General features: G+C 54.5%; 16 protein-coding genes. 4 read left to right on the forward strand and 12 right to left on the reverse strand.

Annotated elements, in window-relative coordinates; translation table 11 throughout:
* Window positions 1–48 precede the first annotated feature (48 nt).
* The 6 genes from ACOQPU_RS18500 to ACOQPU_RS18525 form a co-directional block, all read right to left on the reverse strand.
* On the reverse strand, window positions 49–468 hold the full coding sequence (locus ACOQPU_RS18500) for a GxxExxY protein (RefSeq protein WP_420641310.1): 420 nt from the start codon (window positions 466–468) through the stop codon (window positions 49–51).
* A gap of 16 nt (window positions 469–484) precedes the next feature.
* Window positions 485–1,423, reverse strand: a complete 939-nt coding sequence (locus tag ACOQPU_RS18505; RefSeq protein ID WP_420641311.1) for a phosphoribosylaminoimidazolesuccinocarboxamide synthase — start codon at window positions 1,421–1,423, stop codon at window positions 485–487.
* A 91-nt stretch (window positions 1,424–1,514) separates the two neighbouring features.
* Window positions 1,515–5,384: a phosphoribosylformylglycinamidine synthase subunit PurL gene (gene purL, locus ACOQPU_RS18510; RefSeq protein WP_420641312.1), complete on the reverse strand. Its 3,870-nt coding sequence runs from the start codon at window positions 5,382–5,384 to the stop codon at window positions 1,515–1,517.
* A gap of 131 nt (window positions 5,385–5,515) precedes the next feature.
* Window positions 5,516–5,659, reverse strand: a complete 144-nt coding sequence (locus ACOQPU_RS18515; RefSeq protein ID WP_420641313.1) for a hypothetical protein — start codon at window positions 5,657–5,659, stop codon at window positions 5,516–5,518.
* A 110-nt stretch (window positions 5,660–5,769) separates the two neighbouring features.
* A complete protein-coding gene (locus tag ACOQPU_RS18520; RefSeq protein ID WP_420641314.1) occupies window positions 5,770–6,645 on the reverse strand; it encodes an alpha/beta hydrolase in 876 nt (291 codons plus the stop codon).
* 142 nt (window positions 6,646–6,787) lie between these two features.
* Window positions 6,788–7,261, reverse strand: a complete 474-nt coding sequence (locus tag ACOQPU_RS18525; protein WP_420641315.1) for a hypothetical protein — start codon at window positions 7,259–7,261, stop codon at window positions 6,788–6,790.
* Window positions 7,262–7,968: 707 nt separating this feature from the next.
* Here ACOQPU_RS18525 and greA point away from each other — a divergent pair.
* The gene (gene greA, locus ACOQPU_RS18530) at window positions 7,969–8,454 is read left to right on the forward strand and encodes a transcription elongation factor GreA (RefSeq protein WP_420641316.1); all 486 of its coding nucleotides are present in this window, start codon (window positions 7,969–7,971) and stop codon (window positions 8,452–8,454) included.
* Window positions 8,455–8,543: 89 nt separating this feature from the next.
* Here the strand turns inward: greA and ACOQPU_RS18535 are convergent, their stop codons facing one another.
* The 6 genes from ACOQPU_RS18535 to ACOQPU_RS18560 all read right to left on the reverse strand — a co-directional run bounded on the left by ACOQPU_RS18535 (window position 8,544) and on the right by ACOQPU_RS18560 (window position 12,321).
* Entirely contained in the window at window positions 8,544–8,672 is a 129-nt protein-coding gene (locus tag ACOQPU_RS18535; protein ID WP_420641317.1) for a hypothetical protein, read from the reverse strand.
* 141 nt (window positions 8,673–8,813) lie between these two features.
* A complete protein-coding gene (locus ACOQPU_RS18540; RefSeq protein ID WP_420641318.1) occupies window positions 8,814–9,185 on the reverse strand; it encodes a hypothetical protein in 372 nt (123 codons plus the stop codon).
* Window positions 9,186–9,238: 53 nt separating this feature from the next.
* Window positions 9,239–10,048, reverse strand: a complete 810-nt coding sequence (locus tag ACOQPU_RS18545) for an ABC transporter permease (protein WP_420641319.1) — start codon at window positions 10,046–10,048, stop codon at window positions 9,239–9,241.
* 2 nt (window positions 10,049–10,050) lie between these two features.
* Window positions 10,051–10,968, reverse strand: coding sequence for an ABC transporter ATP-binding protein (locus tag ACOQPU_RS18550; RefSeq protein WP_420641320.1), 918 nt, complete (start codon window positions 10,966–10,968; stop codon window positions 10,051–10,053).
* 1 nt (window position 10,969) lies between these two features.
* Window positions 10,970–12,088, reverse strand: a complete 1,119-nt coding sequence (locus tag ACOQPU_RS18555) for a DUF6544 family protein (protein WP_420641321.1) — start codon at window positions 12,086–12,088, stop codon at window positions 10,970–10,972.
* Between the two features lie 41 nt (window positions 12,089–12,129).
* Window positions 12,130–12,321, reverse strand: a complete 192-nt coding sequence (locus ACOQPU_RS18560) for a hypothetical protein (protein ID WP_420641322.1) — start codon at window positions 12,319–12,321, stop codon at window positions 12,130–12,132.
* Between the two features lie 615 nt (window positions 12,322–12,936).
* On the opposite strand from ACOQPU_RS18560, the gene aspS reads away from it, so the two are divergent.
* From aspS to ACOQPU_RS18575, 3 genes are all read left to right on the forward strand, one after another.
* Complete coding sequence (aspS, locus tag ACOQPU_RS18565; RefSeq protein ID WP_420641323.1) at window positions 12,937–14,238, forward strand: aspartate--tRNA(Asn) ligase; 1,302 nt, start codon at window positions 12,937–12,939, stop codon at window positions 14,236–14,238.
* An 80-nt stretch (window positions 14,239–14,318) separates the two neighbouring features.
* Window positions 14,319–14,567 carry a FitA-like ribbon-helix-helix domain-containing protein gene (locus ACOQPU_RS18570; RefSeq protein ID WP_420641324.1) on the forward strand — a complete coding sequence of 83 codons (249 nt, stop codon included), beginning with the start codon at window positions 14,319–14,321 and terminating at the stop codon, window positions 14,565–14,567.
* On the forward strand, window positions 14,564–14,989 hold the full coding sequence (locus ACOQPU_RS18575; RefSeq protein WP_420641325.1) for a type II toxin-antitoxin system VapC family toxin: 426 nt from the start codon (window positions 14,564–14,566) through the stop codon (window positions 14,987–14,989). The genes ACOQPU_RS18570 and ACOQPU_RS18575 overlap by 4 nt, the downstream gene beginning before the upstream one ends.
* The last annotated feature ends 70 nt before the right edge of the window (window positions 14,990–15,059 follow it).

Below are 15,059 nucleotides of genomic sequence, written 5' to 3' on the forward strand. Positions count from 1 at the left end.
CTCCAATTTTTTGACGCAAAGATGCAAAGAGGCGAAAGTGGCAAAGGGTTAAAGGCCATTGACCACACGATGAATGCCTCGTTTAACGAACTTTTCGCCAAAATTAATAACGATACCCAAGCGTAAGTTCATGAGCCGCAGGTAGGTCAATGTTTGGGCTTCAAAAATTGAATTGTAAGTGACAACAGATTTGTTTTCGACGATTACCAATTTTTCAACAAGTAAATCTACGCGAAGGGGTGTAGCCAGAACTTGCTCTTTGTATTTAATAGGAACAGCCACCTGGCGTTCAACTAGCAAGCCGCGATTTTGTAGCTCCCAAGCAAGTGCTTCTTCATAAACGCTTTCTAATAGCCCTGGTCCACCCAATGTTTTGTGTACCTCGATGGCTGCGCCAATGATTTCATAACTGATCTCATCTTCTCGTGATGCAAACTTTCTTTTCTTGCCTTTCTTTCCTTCTTCCATTCTTTGCCCCTTTGCGTCAAAAATCCAAACTCTTACGAATCCTTTCTACAGCGGGCTGTGTGCCGGGGGTGAAGGTGGCACCGGTGAGTTTTTCATAGGTGGTGATGTAGCGGGCAGCGATTTGGGCGATGAGGTCGGGGGGCATGGTGGGTGGGTTGCCGTCACCGCGATAGCCTTGAGCGGCGTACCATTTGCGCATGAACTCTTTGTCGTAGTTTTTAGGCTCGTCGCCGTGGCGGTCGTCCAGCCAGTAACGGCTGGAGTCTGGGGTGTGGATTTCGTCGATGAGGGTGAGTTTCCCGTTCACTAGCCCCATCTCATACTTGGTATCCACCAAAATTAACCCTGCCTGCGCCGCAGTTTGCTGCCCACGCTTGAAGAGGGCAACGGCAGTTTCCCGCACCTCTGCCCACAACTCAGCAGCCACTAACCCTTGTTCCAAAATCTCCATTTCCGTCAGCCGCTCATCGTGGTCGCCTTTGGCTGCTTTGGTGGTGGGGGTGATGAGCGGTTCAGGCAGCGGGTCGTTCTTTTGCAGGCCGTCGGGGAGCTGGATGCCGTACGGCCGTCTCTCTCCCCGCTCATACAAGTACCACAGCGACGTCTTCGTCACGCCGGTGATGTAACCCCGCACCACAATTTCCACGAGCAGCGGCTGCGCTTCATGAGCAATCGTTACGTTGGGGTCCGGTGTGGAGATGACATGGTTGCGGGCGAGATCGGCCGTTTGCTTAAACCACCAGGCACTGAGCTGGTTCAACACCTGCCCCTTGTACGGAATTAATCCCAGCACCCGGTCAAACGCGCTGACGCGGTCGGTGGTGATGAGAAGGCGACGGCCGTTTTGCACATACACATCCCGCACCTTGCCCTCATACTTTGCACCCAAACCCACGAAATCAGTGCTGTCCAGGCAATTGGGAATGGCGTCTAACAATTCTTGATGAGTTAGCATGATTTACCTTTTTAACGCAAAGGCGCAAAGGATTAAAAGGTGTAAAGATGTTCTTCGCGTCTTTGCCTCTTTGCCTCTTTGCGTTGCGCTCCTAAGCATTTCTAATTCCGTTCTCAAATAGCTGCAAGCCCAACATCCCGCCTTCACCCCGGCTGGCACGGGGATGCTGCCAGGGGAAGATGTGGTTCTCTGGATGCGGCATCAGCCCCAGCACGTTGCCCGCCGGGTTGCACAGCGCGGCGATGTCCAAGACGGAGCCATTGGGATTGGCGGGGTAGGAGATTGGAGATTGGAAATTGGAGATCGAGTATTGGAGGGGAATTAAATTCTCCCTCTGCAACGTGGCCAAAGCAGCAGCATCCTGCACCATGAGTCGGCCTTCGCCGTGGGCGACGGGGCAGTAGATGGGCTCGGTGAGGCCCTGGGTGAACAGGCTGGGACTGTTGGGGTTGGGTTGGAGTGTGACCCAACGGCATTCAAACTGGTTCGATTGGTTGTAGGTCAAAGTAGTTGTGCGAGTGGCAAGTGGCGAGTGGCGAGTGCCGGGGAGGAGGCCAGCTTTTACCAGCGTTTGGAAGCCGTTGCAGATGCCGAGGACGGGACGGCCGTTTCTCACAAATTCCTTCAACGCCTCCCCAAACCGCTCCCGCAAATCCAGTGCCCACAGCACACCCGCCCCCAAATCATCACCATAAGAAAAGCCGCCCGGCAGCACCATCATGCCATAATCCGCCAGCCGCCGCTCACCAGCCAGCAGCTGGTTGATGTGTACAATCTCCGGTTCGCCGCCCGCCAGCGTGCAGGCCAGCGCCGCGTCGTGGTCGCGGTTGGTGCCGTTGGCGTGGAGCACCAGAACCTTTGGTGATTTACGATTTTGGATTTTGGATTTACGATTAGGTTCTTGGCGCGAGGACAATCGGAAATCGTCAATGTCGCTGCGCGACGGCTTTGCCCCTGTCAATCGAAAATCATCCAGGTGTCCGCGCCAGGCTTGCTCCATTTCTTCAACGGTTAAAGTGAGGCTGGATTCGCCAGTACGGCCGTTCACCACCAAACTCTCCCCACCAACCACCGCCACGCACGCGTGCGGCACGTCGGCCAGCAGTTCCCGGAATCGAGGGGCGTCTTCGGGACGGACTTCGACCAGGAAGCGGCTCAGCGATTCAGCAAAGAGCACCACCTCGTCGGTAGAGTAAGCGGCGTGCCAATCGCGCGGCACGTGGATGAGCTGCAACTCTGCGCCGATGCGCCCTGCAATACACATCTCCGCCAGGGCCACAGCGACGCCCCCTTCGGCACAGTCATGGCACGATTGCACCAATCCGGCCTGGATCGCCCGGTGCAGCCGGCGCATCCGCGTCAGGCTGTCGGGCACCGGCTGGGGGACGGTGCGGCTGCCCTCGGCCCGGCCGCCGACCTGGTTAAAATGGCTGCCGCCCAGTTCGGCGCGAGTGTCCCCCACCATAAAGAGGAAGTTGCCCGCCTGCTTCAAATCCATCGTCACTGTTTTGCTCACGTCTGGCACGATGCCAATCGCGCTGATTAGCAGGGTGCCGGGGATGGCGTGTTTTTTGCCGTCGGCCCCGGTGTATTCGTTGTTCAGGCTGTCCTTGCCAGAAATGAAGGGGGTTTGGAAGGAAACGGCCGCATCGTAACACCCCTGCGCACAGCGTACCAGCGAGCCCAGCCGGTCGGGTAAATTGGGATTGCCCCAGCAGAAATTGTCCAAAATGGAAACCTGATCTGGGTCTGCGCCGACAGCGACGACGTTGCGCATCGCCTCGTCCACCGCCGCCCAAGCCATCGCGTAGGGGTCGAGGTCGGTGTAGTTGGGGCAGATGCCGTTGGACAAGGCGACGCCTTTGGGAGATTGGCTTTCAGTCTCTACTCTCCAATCTCCAATCTCCTTTTGCAACGAATTTTGTGGCACTAAAACCGTCGCATCTGATGGGCCATGATTTTGGACGCCAGTGAGGGGTTTTACGGCCGTTCCGCCCTGCACCTCATGATCGTAGCGACGAATCACTTCTTCCTTGCTGCGGATGTCGGGGTGGGATAGGAGGGCGAGGAGGCGATCTGACAGGGTGAGGGGGTGACCGGGTGACAAGGTGACATTTGCGGGATCAGTCAGTTCCCATTTGGCCGTCATGTGGCGAGGGGGTAGGCCGTCGTGCAGAAAGTGCATGGTCAGGTTACCGACAAGTTTGTCGCCAAAATAGATGTGGAGACGGCCGTCATTGCCAAAGGTGCCTAAATTAACCAGCTCCACATCCTGGCCGTCGCAAATGGCTTGCAGGGCAGGTAGATTGGTGGACGGCACGGCCAGCACCATGCGCTCTTGCGCTTCGCTCAGCCACAGTTCCCAAGGGCGCAGGCCGGGGTATTTGGTGGTGATATTTTCTAGCTGCACCGTTGCCCCCAGCTTTTCGCCCATCTCGCCCACCGCCGAGGAAAAGCCGCCTGCGCCGCAGTCGGTGATCGCGGTGTAAAGCTGGGCGTCACGCGCTTGCAGCACCACTTCCTGCACCTGCTTTTCCATGATGGGGTGGCCGATTTGAACGGCCGTACCAGCAATTTCACTCGTCGCCACATCCATCTCCATGCTGGAGAAGGTGGCTCCGCGCAGGCCGTCCCGCCCGGTACGGCCGCCAATGGCAATGATCAAATCGCCCGGCTGCGGCTCGGTCACGTGGCTGCCGTGCGGCAGGATGCCCAAACAGCCGCAGTACACCAGCGGATTGGCCGTGTAGCCCGGGTGATAATGAATCGAGCCATTTACCGTGGGGATGCCCATCTTGTTGCCGTAATCTTCAATGCCGTGAATGACGCCCTCGGCGATGCGGCGGGGGTGCAGGACGCCCACGGGCAGTGCTTCTTGCGGTGTGTCTGGCAGGCCAAAGCAAAGCACGTCGGTATTGGCGATGGGGCGCGCGCTGACGCCCAGCACATCACGCACCACGCCGCCCACGCCGGTGTTGGCCCCGCCAAACGGCTCCAGCGCGGAGGGATGGTTGTGCGTTTCTACCTTGAAGGCCAGGTCAAACAGGTCGTCGAAGGCGACGATGCCCGCGTTGTCTACAAAGGCAGAGTGTACCCAGGGCTTGTTCACTTTCTCCGTGGCGGCGCGGATGTACGTGTTGAGCAGTCCGTCGATGGTTTGCCGCTCGCTGCCGCTAGTCTGGCCGGGTAGCGGCCCTTCAAACTCAATAATCGCCTTAAACGTTTTGTGGACACAATGCTCACTCCACGTTTGGGCGATCATTTCCAGCTCCACATCGGTGGCATCGCGGCCTTCTTGCTCGTAATAAGCGCGAACGGCTTGCATCTCTTCTAAATTTAGCGCCAGCCGTCGCTCTTGGCTTATGGTTAGCAATGCCTCATCGTCTGCGCCGCGCAGCGCAATTTTCTCAACCAAACCATCTCCTGCTTGATAAGCAAAAAAGGGTGGGCTGATGGGCTCGTCGATGGCAAAGCGCTGGATAACGGGGTTGGCCAGCAGTTCGGTGGCCAATCGCTGCTTGTCGGTTTGGCTCAGGTCGCCAGCCAGTTCAAAGCACTGCCCGGTTGCCACACGCTCTAAGCTGCTAATGCCCAGAAGCTCGGCGGCGCGGCGCAGGTTGTCGGCGGGCGGGTCGGTAACGCCGGGGAGGAGAGTGGTTTCAATAAAGTGGAGATTAGAGATTGGAGATTGGAGATTTTGAGCCGCATCTAAACTCCAATCTCCAATTTCCAGTCTCTCAGTTACCGGGTCCACCAGCAATTCGTTGGCCAGGCGGGTGGCATCTTCTGGGGTGAGGTGGCCTTGCAGGAAGATGAGGCGGCTGGGGTGGATGGCGGTGAGGTGGGTCAGGCCGAGTTGGTGGGCGGCCTGGACGAGTTTGGTGTGGTTAACGGCCGTTTTCGGACGAATTTGAATGCGGTAGGTGGTGTGGGTTACGGCCGTTTCTGATTCTTGCTCCATATTTCTCCTCAAATTTAGCCACAGATTTCACGGATTACCCAGATTTCTCTCTGCGGCTCCGCGCCTCTGCGTTAATTTCTGTACAGTTTGCCAAATAAAAACTCCCCATCTGTGTGTAGGCGGGGAGTTCTCTAATTTCCTGGCTGATTCAGTTGATAGGTTGCTGTTTGACGGCCGTTTTTTGTGTGGCAAAACGGCCGTGGGGGGCAAAACAAGAGCAGGCTGTTCCCCTGCCGACTACGCCCGAACGACAAACGGTTGATCGATTTCATCATGCCCAAGATTTTACCTCATTCACCGTGCAGGTACATCTTAAAAATTGCAACGATTCATTGTCTGAAAGGTTGCTAAAATTATCGTTGGGAAAGTGGGAAATTGACAGCAGTTATTGAGTGAGATTTGTTGTCAGCCCAATTCTAGAGTAAGTGCGGATAAAATCCAAGGCTTGGGGCCATAATTCTTTGTGGGCTGGGTCGAACGGCCGCATCGGCTCATGCCCCGCTTTTGGAAAAGTGACCAGCTTTTTGTGCGGGCCAGGCAATGTTTCGTACAGCGTATCAATGGTACCAGGCTTGACGGCAGGGTCATGCCCGCCGCGAAAGATGATGGAAGGCGTGGTGAAGCGGGGCCAGAGCGTACGGCCGTAGGCCGCCATCTTCACCATCTCCACCAGCGCGTCCATTGGCACCCGGCTTACTTTGGGCAAATCGTTCTTTTGGAAATCGGGATCATCAAAGTTGATGGTGGGGTCAAAATCAAGCACGCGCTCACGGACCAGTTTACGCATGGAGCGCATTTTGTGCGGATAAAACCAGGTCATTACGTAGCGTAAATATTTCACCAAATTTAGCCGGTCATCTGGCACATCATAAAAGGGAGTAAGCATAATCAGGCCGCGCACGTTTGGATTTTGCAAACACAAATGCGCCCCCAAAATGGTTCCCATCGAGTGCCCCATCAAAAACAGCTCATCATACAAACCTTGCACCGCCGCAAATGCTTCTTCCGCCTCATCTAGCCACGCTTGGCGGGGAATTTTCCGCAGCTTGTCGGGATGATGCCCATGCCCTGGCAGCAGCGGACAATGGACAGTGACGCCATGTTCGGCCAGGTAATTGGCCATTGGATGAGAGCTGAGAGGGCTGCCCATGAAGCCATGCAGCATCAGGAGTCCGATACGGCCGTTGCCATTTTCAACTCTTGCTAATTCGGTGTAAGCGCGGCGCTCGACCGGTACATCATACGTGGGCGCAAATGGCATGGAACGCTGTCCTTTCTCCAGAGGTTGCCCAAATTATTGCTCTTGAGGTTGTGCTGGGCTAGCTGTTTTCTGCTCTGCTGCAAAGAATGGTTGCTTTGCCGAGCAATTGTATAAAGAAGCGATCGCGCGGGCAACCGGAATGCTATTTGCTTAGCGTTAACAGGGCCAGGGAAACAGTGAGGGCGTGGCTAACGAGGGCGATACGGCCGTCTAACAAAGCATACCGTAAATCGGTGAGCGGAACCCACTTGGCTACGGCGAGGGATTGGCCATTGGATTGGGGTGTGGCGACTTGCCGCGCCTGCTGAGCACAAAAAAAGTAGCCAGTGTCCCCCGCCTGCTTAATGTCGCAGACATGGCTGCCCAGGTAAGACCAATGGTTGGTTTGGTGGCCGGTTTTGTGTAAGAGGGTGGCTTGAACGGCCGTAAACGGATCTGAATCGTCAGGTAAAAAATGGGAGAGAACCTGCCAATTCACACAGCTGTGCCTTTGCCGTGGCGATTCAAATATGAGCACCTGCCTTGCTTCATTTAGCACAACAGCATGTACCCAATCTAGCCGGTCATTTTGGGGAACTGCCTCTATCAGTTCTGTAAACTGTGGCGTTTTTTCCATCGCTTTGATGATCTGGTCAGTGGCTTTAGCAAGTCACTGACCGGACTTTGCTCCCATGAAAGTTGGCTTCAGAATCAAATATTGCTAAAAGGTGTAAATTGGGTTGGCCTCCCGCCCCTTTTGTGGTTCAGTGCGCACACCTTACTTTACGGGGTCGTCTGCCATTTTTCAATGTGCCAATCCGCCTACTGGTATGGGTTGCTGACGGCCGTTTCCCTACCCCAACAGCCAATAAATTTCTGAAAAATGAATGAATGCGCCTCTTGTCAGAGGTGCACGGCTAGACAGAATAAAGCGGCTCGGCTATACTATCCGTCGTTCAGCGTATAGCAAACGTCATACAGAAACAGGTAATTTGCCCCGCAAAGAGCGGGGTTCTTTGATTCACTGTAACCAGTGGCGCAGCTTCGTTAAACAGAAGGTTTTGGTGGCATGCGTACCATTACCTGCAAATTAACAGATGTGTACTTGTTCTGAAGCAATCTGCATTTGCCAACAGCTTCTCGTCGGGAAGATAGAAGATAATAGAAATGGCGAGGTGGCGAACCAATTTGGCAATTGCTTCAGATTAGGCCAACAGCCTAAATAACTGCCCGGTTAAGCATCTGGGCATTACACGAGTTTCCACAGAAATAAACCAAATTTATAGAACCGCGAATTGTTTACGGATGGGTCGTTTTGAGTCATTTGTGTATGGAGAAATGGCAATGACGCAAGATTTAACAGATGTTGTCTATCTAACTGAAGAAGGGTTACAAAAAATTAAAGATGAATTGGCGTTCCTGAAGGGCGAGAAACAGGAAGAATTGGCCAACAAGTTGCAGGCAGCCATTGCTCAGGGTGACCTGAAGGAAAATGCTGATTACCATGCTGCCAAAGAAGAGCAGGGATTTGTAGAAGGCCGTATTAAAGACCTGGAAGATTCGCTGCGTCGTGCCAAAATCATTGAAGATGTAGGCCCAGCCGACAAGGTCCGAGTGGGGCATACAGTTACTGTTGTGGAATTTGATGAAGGTGAAGAGTACGAAGCAACGTACACGATTGTTGGTGCACACGAAGCAGACCCCAGCAACGGCCGTATCTCCAATGAATCCCCCTTTGGCCGTGCTTTACTAGGTGCCAAAAAAGGTCAGACTGTCTCTGCACAAACCCCTGGTGGGCAGATTCAACTGCGCGTTCAGGGCATTGCCTAGCACACTGCCGCCTTTTCAAATAAGAGAAGCCGCCTGCTTGAGGCGGCTTTTTTGCGCCTAGCTGTTGCCTGGAGATGCCTCATGTGCGGCTACGGCCGTTCATACCAAACCAGACGCAGTAGCTGCTCAGGGGGCAAGCCAGGCAGTTCCCAATCGAGCAGGAGCAATTTGGGCTTCTTTTTCGCGACTGCCTGAAGCAAACTCGTGGCGTCAGCCACCTCGCCACAAGTTGCAGCGGAGCAATTTGCGCTAACGCCAGTTTGAGAGTTGACCGCAGTTGAAATCCTGAAACCAGTTGCGATACACGGAGACCTGAAGGATGCCGAGCTAAAAAAGCCTTTGAATTCATTGCTTCCTCCCTACACGGTGCGGTTACGCAGGTTCCTCCATAGATGAAAAATGCTCCCCAAGGTCAAGAGGAGCAAAGCGGCAAACATGGTTACAAAGCCCCATTGTCCCTGCTGGGCAAAGTAGCCAGGACTAACAATGACGGAGTAGAGCAACATGCCCGCTGCCACCAGGTAGATTGTTTTGCCAGACGGCCGTTTCTGCAACAAAGAAATACCACCAACAAGCAAGGCAACGGCCGTTAGCCCCTCCGCCGCCAGGTGAAAATAGAGCCGCAGCGGTTCTGTCTCCAGCTCCGGCACCTGCCCGGCCACCAGGAAAAAGCCCCACTGACCCAACATCAGCAAGCCAACCGCGATGCCAAACCACCCCACAAATTTCATGTTTCCCTTCCTCCATTGGCGCAGAATCAATTTGCCGATGGTTTGAAACTTGTTCACAGAACCAAGATACCAATAACGTAAGGCAGCAACACCAGCAGAGCCAGCAGCGGATGCCCGCGCCGCTGACTGTTTTTACTGTCCCAACTAAAGAGATAGAGTGCCAGACCAAAGGCCAGCAGGCCGCTGCTGGCCAGGATAGCCACCGAAGCCCAGGGATTAAAATCGGCGGTGAGGCCCATGGCCAGACCATTAAAAGCATTCATGGCGTGGGTGGCTGGTAGCAGTTGGGCAATGATCTGGGCCGCCTCTGGCAGCATATTAAACGGCAGCATCAGCCCCCCTAAAATCATGGCGGGGACAAAGATGATTTGCGAAAACAATACCGTCATCCGCGTGGAGGGGGAGACGACGCCAATGAGAATGCCCAGGCCAGAACAGGCCATCGACAGGGCGACGATGGTGATAAAGAAGTTGAGTCCATTGCTGGGTACGGCGGCGTCAAATAAAAAAGCGGCCGTAAAGGTGATGATCAGCGTCACGATGGCTAGGTGCATCCCAGTTGTCAGGCCGGGTATAAACAAAATGGACGAGGCTGGCACGCCATTGATTTTGTAGCTGCGGAAAATGCCGCTTTCGCGGGCACTCACCAGCGGGTCTGGCAAGCCCAGCAGGGTGGCGGCCAAAATGGCAAAGGTGACCATTGCCGGTATCATTGTCTCGCGAAAGAAGGGGTTGATCCCCGGCATAATAGCACCCATCAGCAGGTAAAAACCCAGCGGAAACAGATAGTTCATCAGCAGCAGATTTTTGTTGCGGATGCCGGTCTTGAATTCAAAGCTCAAGTGGGTCATGAAGGCAGACATGATTACCCTCCAAATTCGTTATGTGTCAGTTCCAGGAAGCGTTCTTCTAGCGACGGCCGTTCCACCCGCAAATCTATTAGCTCATCAGCCTGTTCCTGCACAAAAGCAATGAGCGCGGGCACAGTTTGGGCAATATCATGGCTAAAGAAGATGGCGTAATCGCCTTTGGTTAGCTGCTGGCTTACGGCAGGGATGTCATTTTGGCTGTTCAACAAGCAGTTGGCTCTGGTGTGAACAGACACTTTGGTGAGCCCAGCCCCGGTAGCTGTTATTTCCATCGGGGTGCCAATGGTGGTTAAACGGCCGTTGAGCAAAATCGCCACCCGGTCAGAAAGCTGCTCCGCCTCGGCCATGTCGTGGGTGGCCAGGATGATGGTGGTACCGTTGGCTTTTAATTCACGCATCATTTTGTGCAGTTCGGTACGCGAGGCCACATCTAATCCGGCCGTCGGTTCATCCAGGAACAGCACCTGCGGCTCGTGGGCAATGGCCAACGCCAAGGCCAGGCGACGCTGCTGCCCGGTAGACAGCGTATGAAATTGCGCTTTGCGCTTACTGGTTAGGCCCAAGCGATCCAGCAAATCAAAGCGGGGGGACACGCGATGGTAGGCGCAGAAAAAGTTCATCGCTTCGTTGGGCGTCATGGCTTCCGGCATTCCGGCGGCCTGTAGCTGCACGCCAATGACGTGGCGCAGTTTGTGTTGCTCCCGAGTCGGGTCAATATTGGCCACGCGCAAAGTGCCGCTGTCCGGCTGGCGCAGCCCCTCCAGGCATTCCAGCGTGGTAGTCTTGCCCGCCCCATTTGGCCCCAGCAGACCAAAAATCTCACCCGTCTGTACAGTGAATGAGACGTCATCTACCGCCACGAAGTCACCATACGTTTTGCGAAAATTGGTAACGCGAATGATGTGATCACTCATTTTAAGGGCCCTCCGTTCGGATGTAGCTGCCGATGTTTACGTTGAAAGCTACCTCCTCCAGTTCCACAACGAGCCACGGCGTGCCTTCATCGGCCCAGGTTGCCGTTGAGCGAGAAGGAATAAGAATGCCGTCATATTCATCCCAGGCCAGCACGTCGAGCTGCCAGGGAATTTTTTCCTCAGAATCTGCCTCGCGGTAGCGCAGGGCAGTCATGCTTTTCAGCAGGCCGGTTTCAGGATTGAAAACGGCCGTAAAGCTATCTTCCCCATCTTCGAACGGCACAATCAGCCGGGCGGTGTGGTCGTCGATGGCTTCCCAACGCACGCGGCTGTCAGTGATGAAAATAGAGGGCAGCCAGATCGATTCGCCCCACAGGCCCAGGTTGGCGGCCATGTTTACCTTAGGCTCGTTTTCGATGACGCCGATGGGCAGCTCCATCCGTGCTTGCCCGTCCAGGTAACGCTCGTTGACCTTCATCAGCGGCAGGCCAAACAGCGTGGCCTCAATGTAATGGCGATACCCCTGCCCGGCATCATGGGTAAAGCGCAGCCGCGCCGGAAAGGTAATGCCCTGGAAGCGGGTGGTGCCGCGTGCCGTAATCACGGCCGATTCGATAACCGGGATATCATCCCCAATAATTGTCTTGTAATAGCGAGCTACGGGGGCGGGTAAATCCATGGGCAGCGGCACAGTTTGCATGACGGGCGTTTGCGCTGGGAAGCTGGCAAAGGGCTTGGGCTGGAGGCGTAAGCCCCACACCAGCAGCAGCGGCACCAACATCACCAAGCTGATGATGGCACCACGAAAAGCATTGTTCCAATCCAGAATGGTGATGATTAACGAGACGATCACCGCTGCCGACATTAGTGGAAACCACCAGGATTTCCCAAACGCTAGGCTAATTGAAGCGGCTACCAGGCCAACGGCCGTACCCAGCCACAATACACTAAACAACCGCATACCTGAGTTGCCTACATTGAGACGGCCGTTGAACAGTGTCGTCTTGTAAGGCAGTTCAGCAATCTCACCCAGCGGCCAATACGCCACAAAGCCCATCAAATGAATCAAGCCATGAATTACTACCACACTCAGTGCTGAGTAAAAAATAAACCTTCCCATTTGCTGCTCCTTACGGTGGGTTAGCGCACTTTTGCTTCTCGCTAACTTATCCAACGAACCCCATTTGCCCCCGCCTGCTGTAGCACGGAACTTGTTAAGCGTTCCCCAATTAATACTTCTATCTGCCGACGCAGCCCCCAAAAACCCGCTTCAATGTCTAGCAGCACCATGCGTGAGCCGCCAAAGCCCAAAACACCGCCCTCCGCTTCCGTCAGTTGGACCAGTGACCCCATTTGTCTTGCCTCTACCTCCGCCATTGCTACATTTACTACAATTAGGGTCGAATAATAATACGATGTTGAACTGATTGCCAGAAAATCAACGTTGACATTAGGCTAACCAATCTGTTAAGATGCCCCACCAAACAATTCATAAGCAAAAGCAATGATAGGGACATGTTAACAGGTTCCGTTGCTGCCCAGAGAGCGATGCACCTTGCTGCAAGCACCGCCAGCAAACGCCCGTTAATGACACCCTGGAGCTGAATCAGTAAACAGTTATCGGTAAAAACCGAATACGGATAACTAAGTAACCGAAACCGGGTGCGCCCGTTATAGCGTCTAGACTTAGGTGGTTTGCAAAAGCAAGCACCAGGTTGCAAGAGGCCCGCGCCAGATTGCCTGGCAACGGCAAATTGGTGGTGGCACCACGAGCGCAAAAATCACGCTCGTCCTCCAAAGCGAGGGCGGGCGTTTTTTTATGCGTTGGGCATGCTTTTTGCTGCCCACACGCAAACTCGTCCTCCAAACTGGGGACGAGTTTTTTTGTTTTAGGGGCTAGTTTGTTAGTGGCTGGTAGAGCGACTGGCTACTAACAAACTAGCCACCAGCAACCAAAAGGAGATTTTTATGAACACAATCAGAACGGCAGAAGCAAGCGGCCACGTTGGGCAACAAGTGCGCCTGACGGGGTGGCTGCACAATGTGCGCCGCCTGGGTGGCGTGAGCTTTGTGGTATTGCGCGACGGCTGGGGCACTATCCAGGCCGTCACCGAAAATGAAGCAGATTTAGCTCCCATTGCCGAACTAAATTTGGAAAGCGTGATTGCCATGACTGGCGTTGTTGTGGCTACGCCGCAGGCACCAGGTGGCATGGAGCTGCACCAACCTCAAATCGAGGTGATCACGCCTGTGACGGAACCTGCACCCGTGCCGCTACAGCAAAAGCGGCTCAAGGCGGGGCTACCTACGCTGCTGGATCATGCCGTGGTGGCCAATCGGCACCCGGCGCGGCGGGCGGTGTTTCGCCTGGCGGCGGGAGCGATGGCAGGGTTCCGCGCTACGCTAGCCGTCAACCATTTTACGGAAGTGCAAACGCCAAAGCTGGTAGCCTCCGCTACGGAAAGCGGGGCAAATGTGTTCAAGCTGAATTACTTTGGCGGTGACGCCTTTCTGGCGCAAAGCCCACAGTTTTACAAGCAAATTATGGTAGGCGTGTTTACTCGCGTATGTGAAGTGGGGCCGGTGTTCCGCGCCGAGCCGCACGACACGTCGCGCCACGTAAACGAATATGTGAGCCTGGACGTGGAGTTTGGCTTCATCGAGAATCATTTTACGGTGATGGGGATGGTTCGTACGGTGCTCGCGGGCATCTTCCAAACGTTAGCGGGAGCGTACGCGCAGGAACTTGCCCTGCTGAAAGCCAATCTGCCGGAAGTGCCAGTAGAAATTCCGCACATTCATTTTGCTGAGGCGCAGGAGCTAATTTGGCAGCGGCATGGCGTGGACGTGCGGGGCGAGCCAGACCTGTCGCCGCAGGATGAGCGCTGGCTGGGCGAATGGGCGCAGCAGGAACACAACAGCGACTTTTTGTTTGTGGTGGGCTACCCGATGGGGAAACGGCCGTTTTACACCCATCCCGACCCGCAAAATCCCGAATACTCCAACTCGTTCGATCTGCTGTTTCGCGGCACGGAGCTGATCACGGGTGGGCAGCGACTGCACGTTTACGCCGACTATTTGGTCGCGCTAGGTAAGGCCGATTTGCCCATCGATCCATTCGAGACTTACCTGGAAGCATTCCGCTATGGGATGCCGCCGCACGGTGGTTTTGCCATTGGGCTGGAGCGGCTGCTGATGCAGTTGTTGGGTTTGCCCAATTTGCGCCTGGCCACGCTCTTCCCCCGCGACCAAAAGCGCCTCACGCCATGATGCACAATAATTGTCTGGCACGAGATAATATGCTATCATTGACTGCATTGCAGTCAATGATAGCATGTTTGAGGTGAGCTATGGCAACGCTAACAATTCGGAATTTAGACAACCAGACCAAACAAAAGTTGCGCCAAATTGCGGCGGCAAGAGGGCACTCAATGGAGGAAGAGGTGCGCCGCATCTTGGATCGCGCCGTGCAGCAGGCCGAGGAAAAAGGGCTTGGTTCACGAATCGTTGAAGGGTTTGCTGCCATCGGTGGTGTGGAATTGGAATTACCAGCACGCTCTTTAGCACGTCCTGCGCCAAATTTTGAAGATCTGTCATGATTTTGCTAGACACAAATGTTTTATCTGAGTTGATGAAATCCGAACCTGACGCAAATGTTGTGCACTGGGTAGACGAGCAATTAGTGGATACACTTTTCATCAGTGCCATCACGCGAGCTGAGATTGAGTTAGGCATTGCCTTGCTGCCAGAGGGTCAGCGAAAGCAGCAAATTGCTGCTGCTGCCCAACAAATGTTTGCTCAGTTTTCGGGAAGGTGCTTGGTGTTTGGTGAAACGGCCGCAGTTCAATATGGTCAATTGGTGGCGGCGCGTACGAGAAACGGCCGTCCTATCACCGTTGAAGATGCCCAAATTGCCGCCATTGCCCTGGCAGGTGGCTTACGACTGGCGACCCGCAACGAAAAAGATTTTGTGGATATTCCGGGTTTAGTGGTGGTCAATCCTTGGACGGATTTTGCGTAACATTCATTCATCCTTACGGAAAACTCTTGCAACGTGGCTTGCTGGCTTTGAGTGTTCCCCAATTATAAAT

It is taken from the genome of Candidatus Leptofilum sp. (genome assembly GCF_965223285.1).
Classification (GTDB): Bacteria; Chloroflexota; Anaerolineae; order Promineifilales; family Promineifilaceae; genus Leptofilum.

What these genes read in the sequence shown, in the direction of transcription:
- ACOQPU_RS18540 (WP_420641318.1), bottom strand. Translation starts at nt 9,185, where the DNA reads ATGAAATTTGTGGGGTGGTTTGGCATCGCGGTTGGCTTGCTGATGTTG.
- ACOQPU_RS18520 (WP_420641314.1), bottom strand. Translation starts at nt 6,645, where the DNA reads ATGCCATTTGCGCCCACGTATGATGTACCGGTCGAGCGCCGCGCTTAC.
- purL (WP_420641312.1), bottom strand. Translation starts at nt 5,384, where the DNA reads ATGGAGCAAGAATCAGAAACGGCCGTAACCCACACCACCTACCGCATT.
- ACOQPU_RS18570 (WP_420641324.1), top strand. Translation starts at nt 14,319, where the DNA reads ATGGCAACGCTAACAATTCGGAATTTAGACAACCAGACCAAACAAAAG.
- ACOQPU_RS18505 (WP_420641311.1), bottom strand. Translation starts at nt 1,423, where the DNA reads ATGCTAACTCATCAAGAATTGTTAGACGCCATTCCCAATTGCCTGGAC.
- ACOQPU_RS18515 (WP_420641313.1), bottom strand. Translation starts at nt 5,659, where the DNA reads ATGATGAAATCGATCAACCGTTTGTCGTTCGGGCGTAGTCGGCAGGGG.
- greA (WP_420641316.1), top strand. Translation starts at nt 7,969, where the DNA reads ATGACGCAAGATTTAACAGATGTTGTCTATCTAACTGAAGAAGGGTTA.
- ACOQPU_RS18550 (WP_420641320.1), bottom strand. Translation starts at nt 10,968, where the DNA reads ATGAGTGATCACATCATTCGCGTTACCAATTTTCGCAAAACGTATGGT.
- ACOQPU_RS18575 (WP_420641325.1), top strand. Translation starts at nt 14,564, where the DNA reads ATGATTTTGCTAGACACAAATGTTTTATCTGAGTTGATGAAATCCGAA.
- ACOQPU_RS18555 (WP_420641321.1), bottom strand. Translation starts at nt 12,088, where the DNA reads ATGGGAAGGTTTATTTTTTACTCAGCACTGAGTGTGGTAGTAATTCAT.
- ACOQPU_RS18560 (WP_420641322.1), bottom strand. Translation starts at nt 12,321, where the DNA reads ATGGGGTCACTGGTCCAACTGACGGAAGCGGAGGGCGGTGTTTTGGGC.
- ACOQPU_RS18525 (WP_420641315.1), bottom strand. Translation starts at nt 7,261, where the DNA reads ATGGAAAAAACGCCACAGTTTACAGAACTGATAGAGGCAGTTCCCCAA.
- ACOQPU_RS18500 (WP_420641310.1), bottom strand. Translation starts at nt 468, where the DNA reads ATGGAAGAAGGAAAGAAAGGCAAGAAAAGAAAGTTTGCATCACGAGAA.
- ACOQPU_RS18545 (WP_420641319.1), bottom strand. Translation starts at nt 10,048, where the DNA reads ATGTCTGCCTTCATGACCCACTTGAGCTTTGAATTCAAGACCGGCATC.
- aspS (WP_420641323.1), top strand. Translation starts at nt 12,937, where the DNA reads ATGAACACAATCAGAACGGCAGAAGCAAGCGGCCACGTTGGGCAACAA.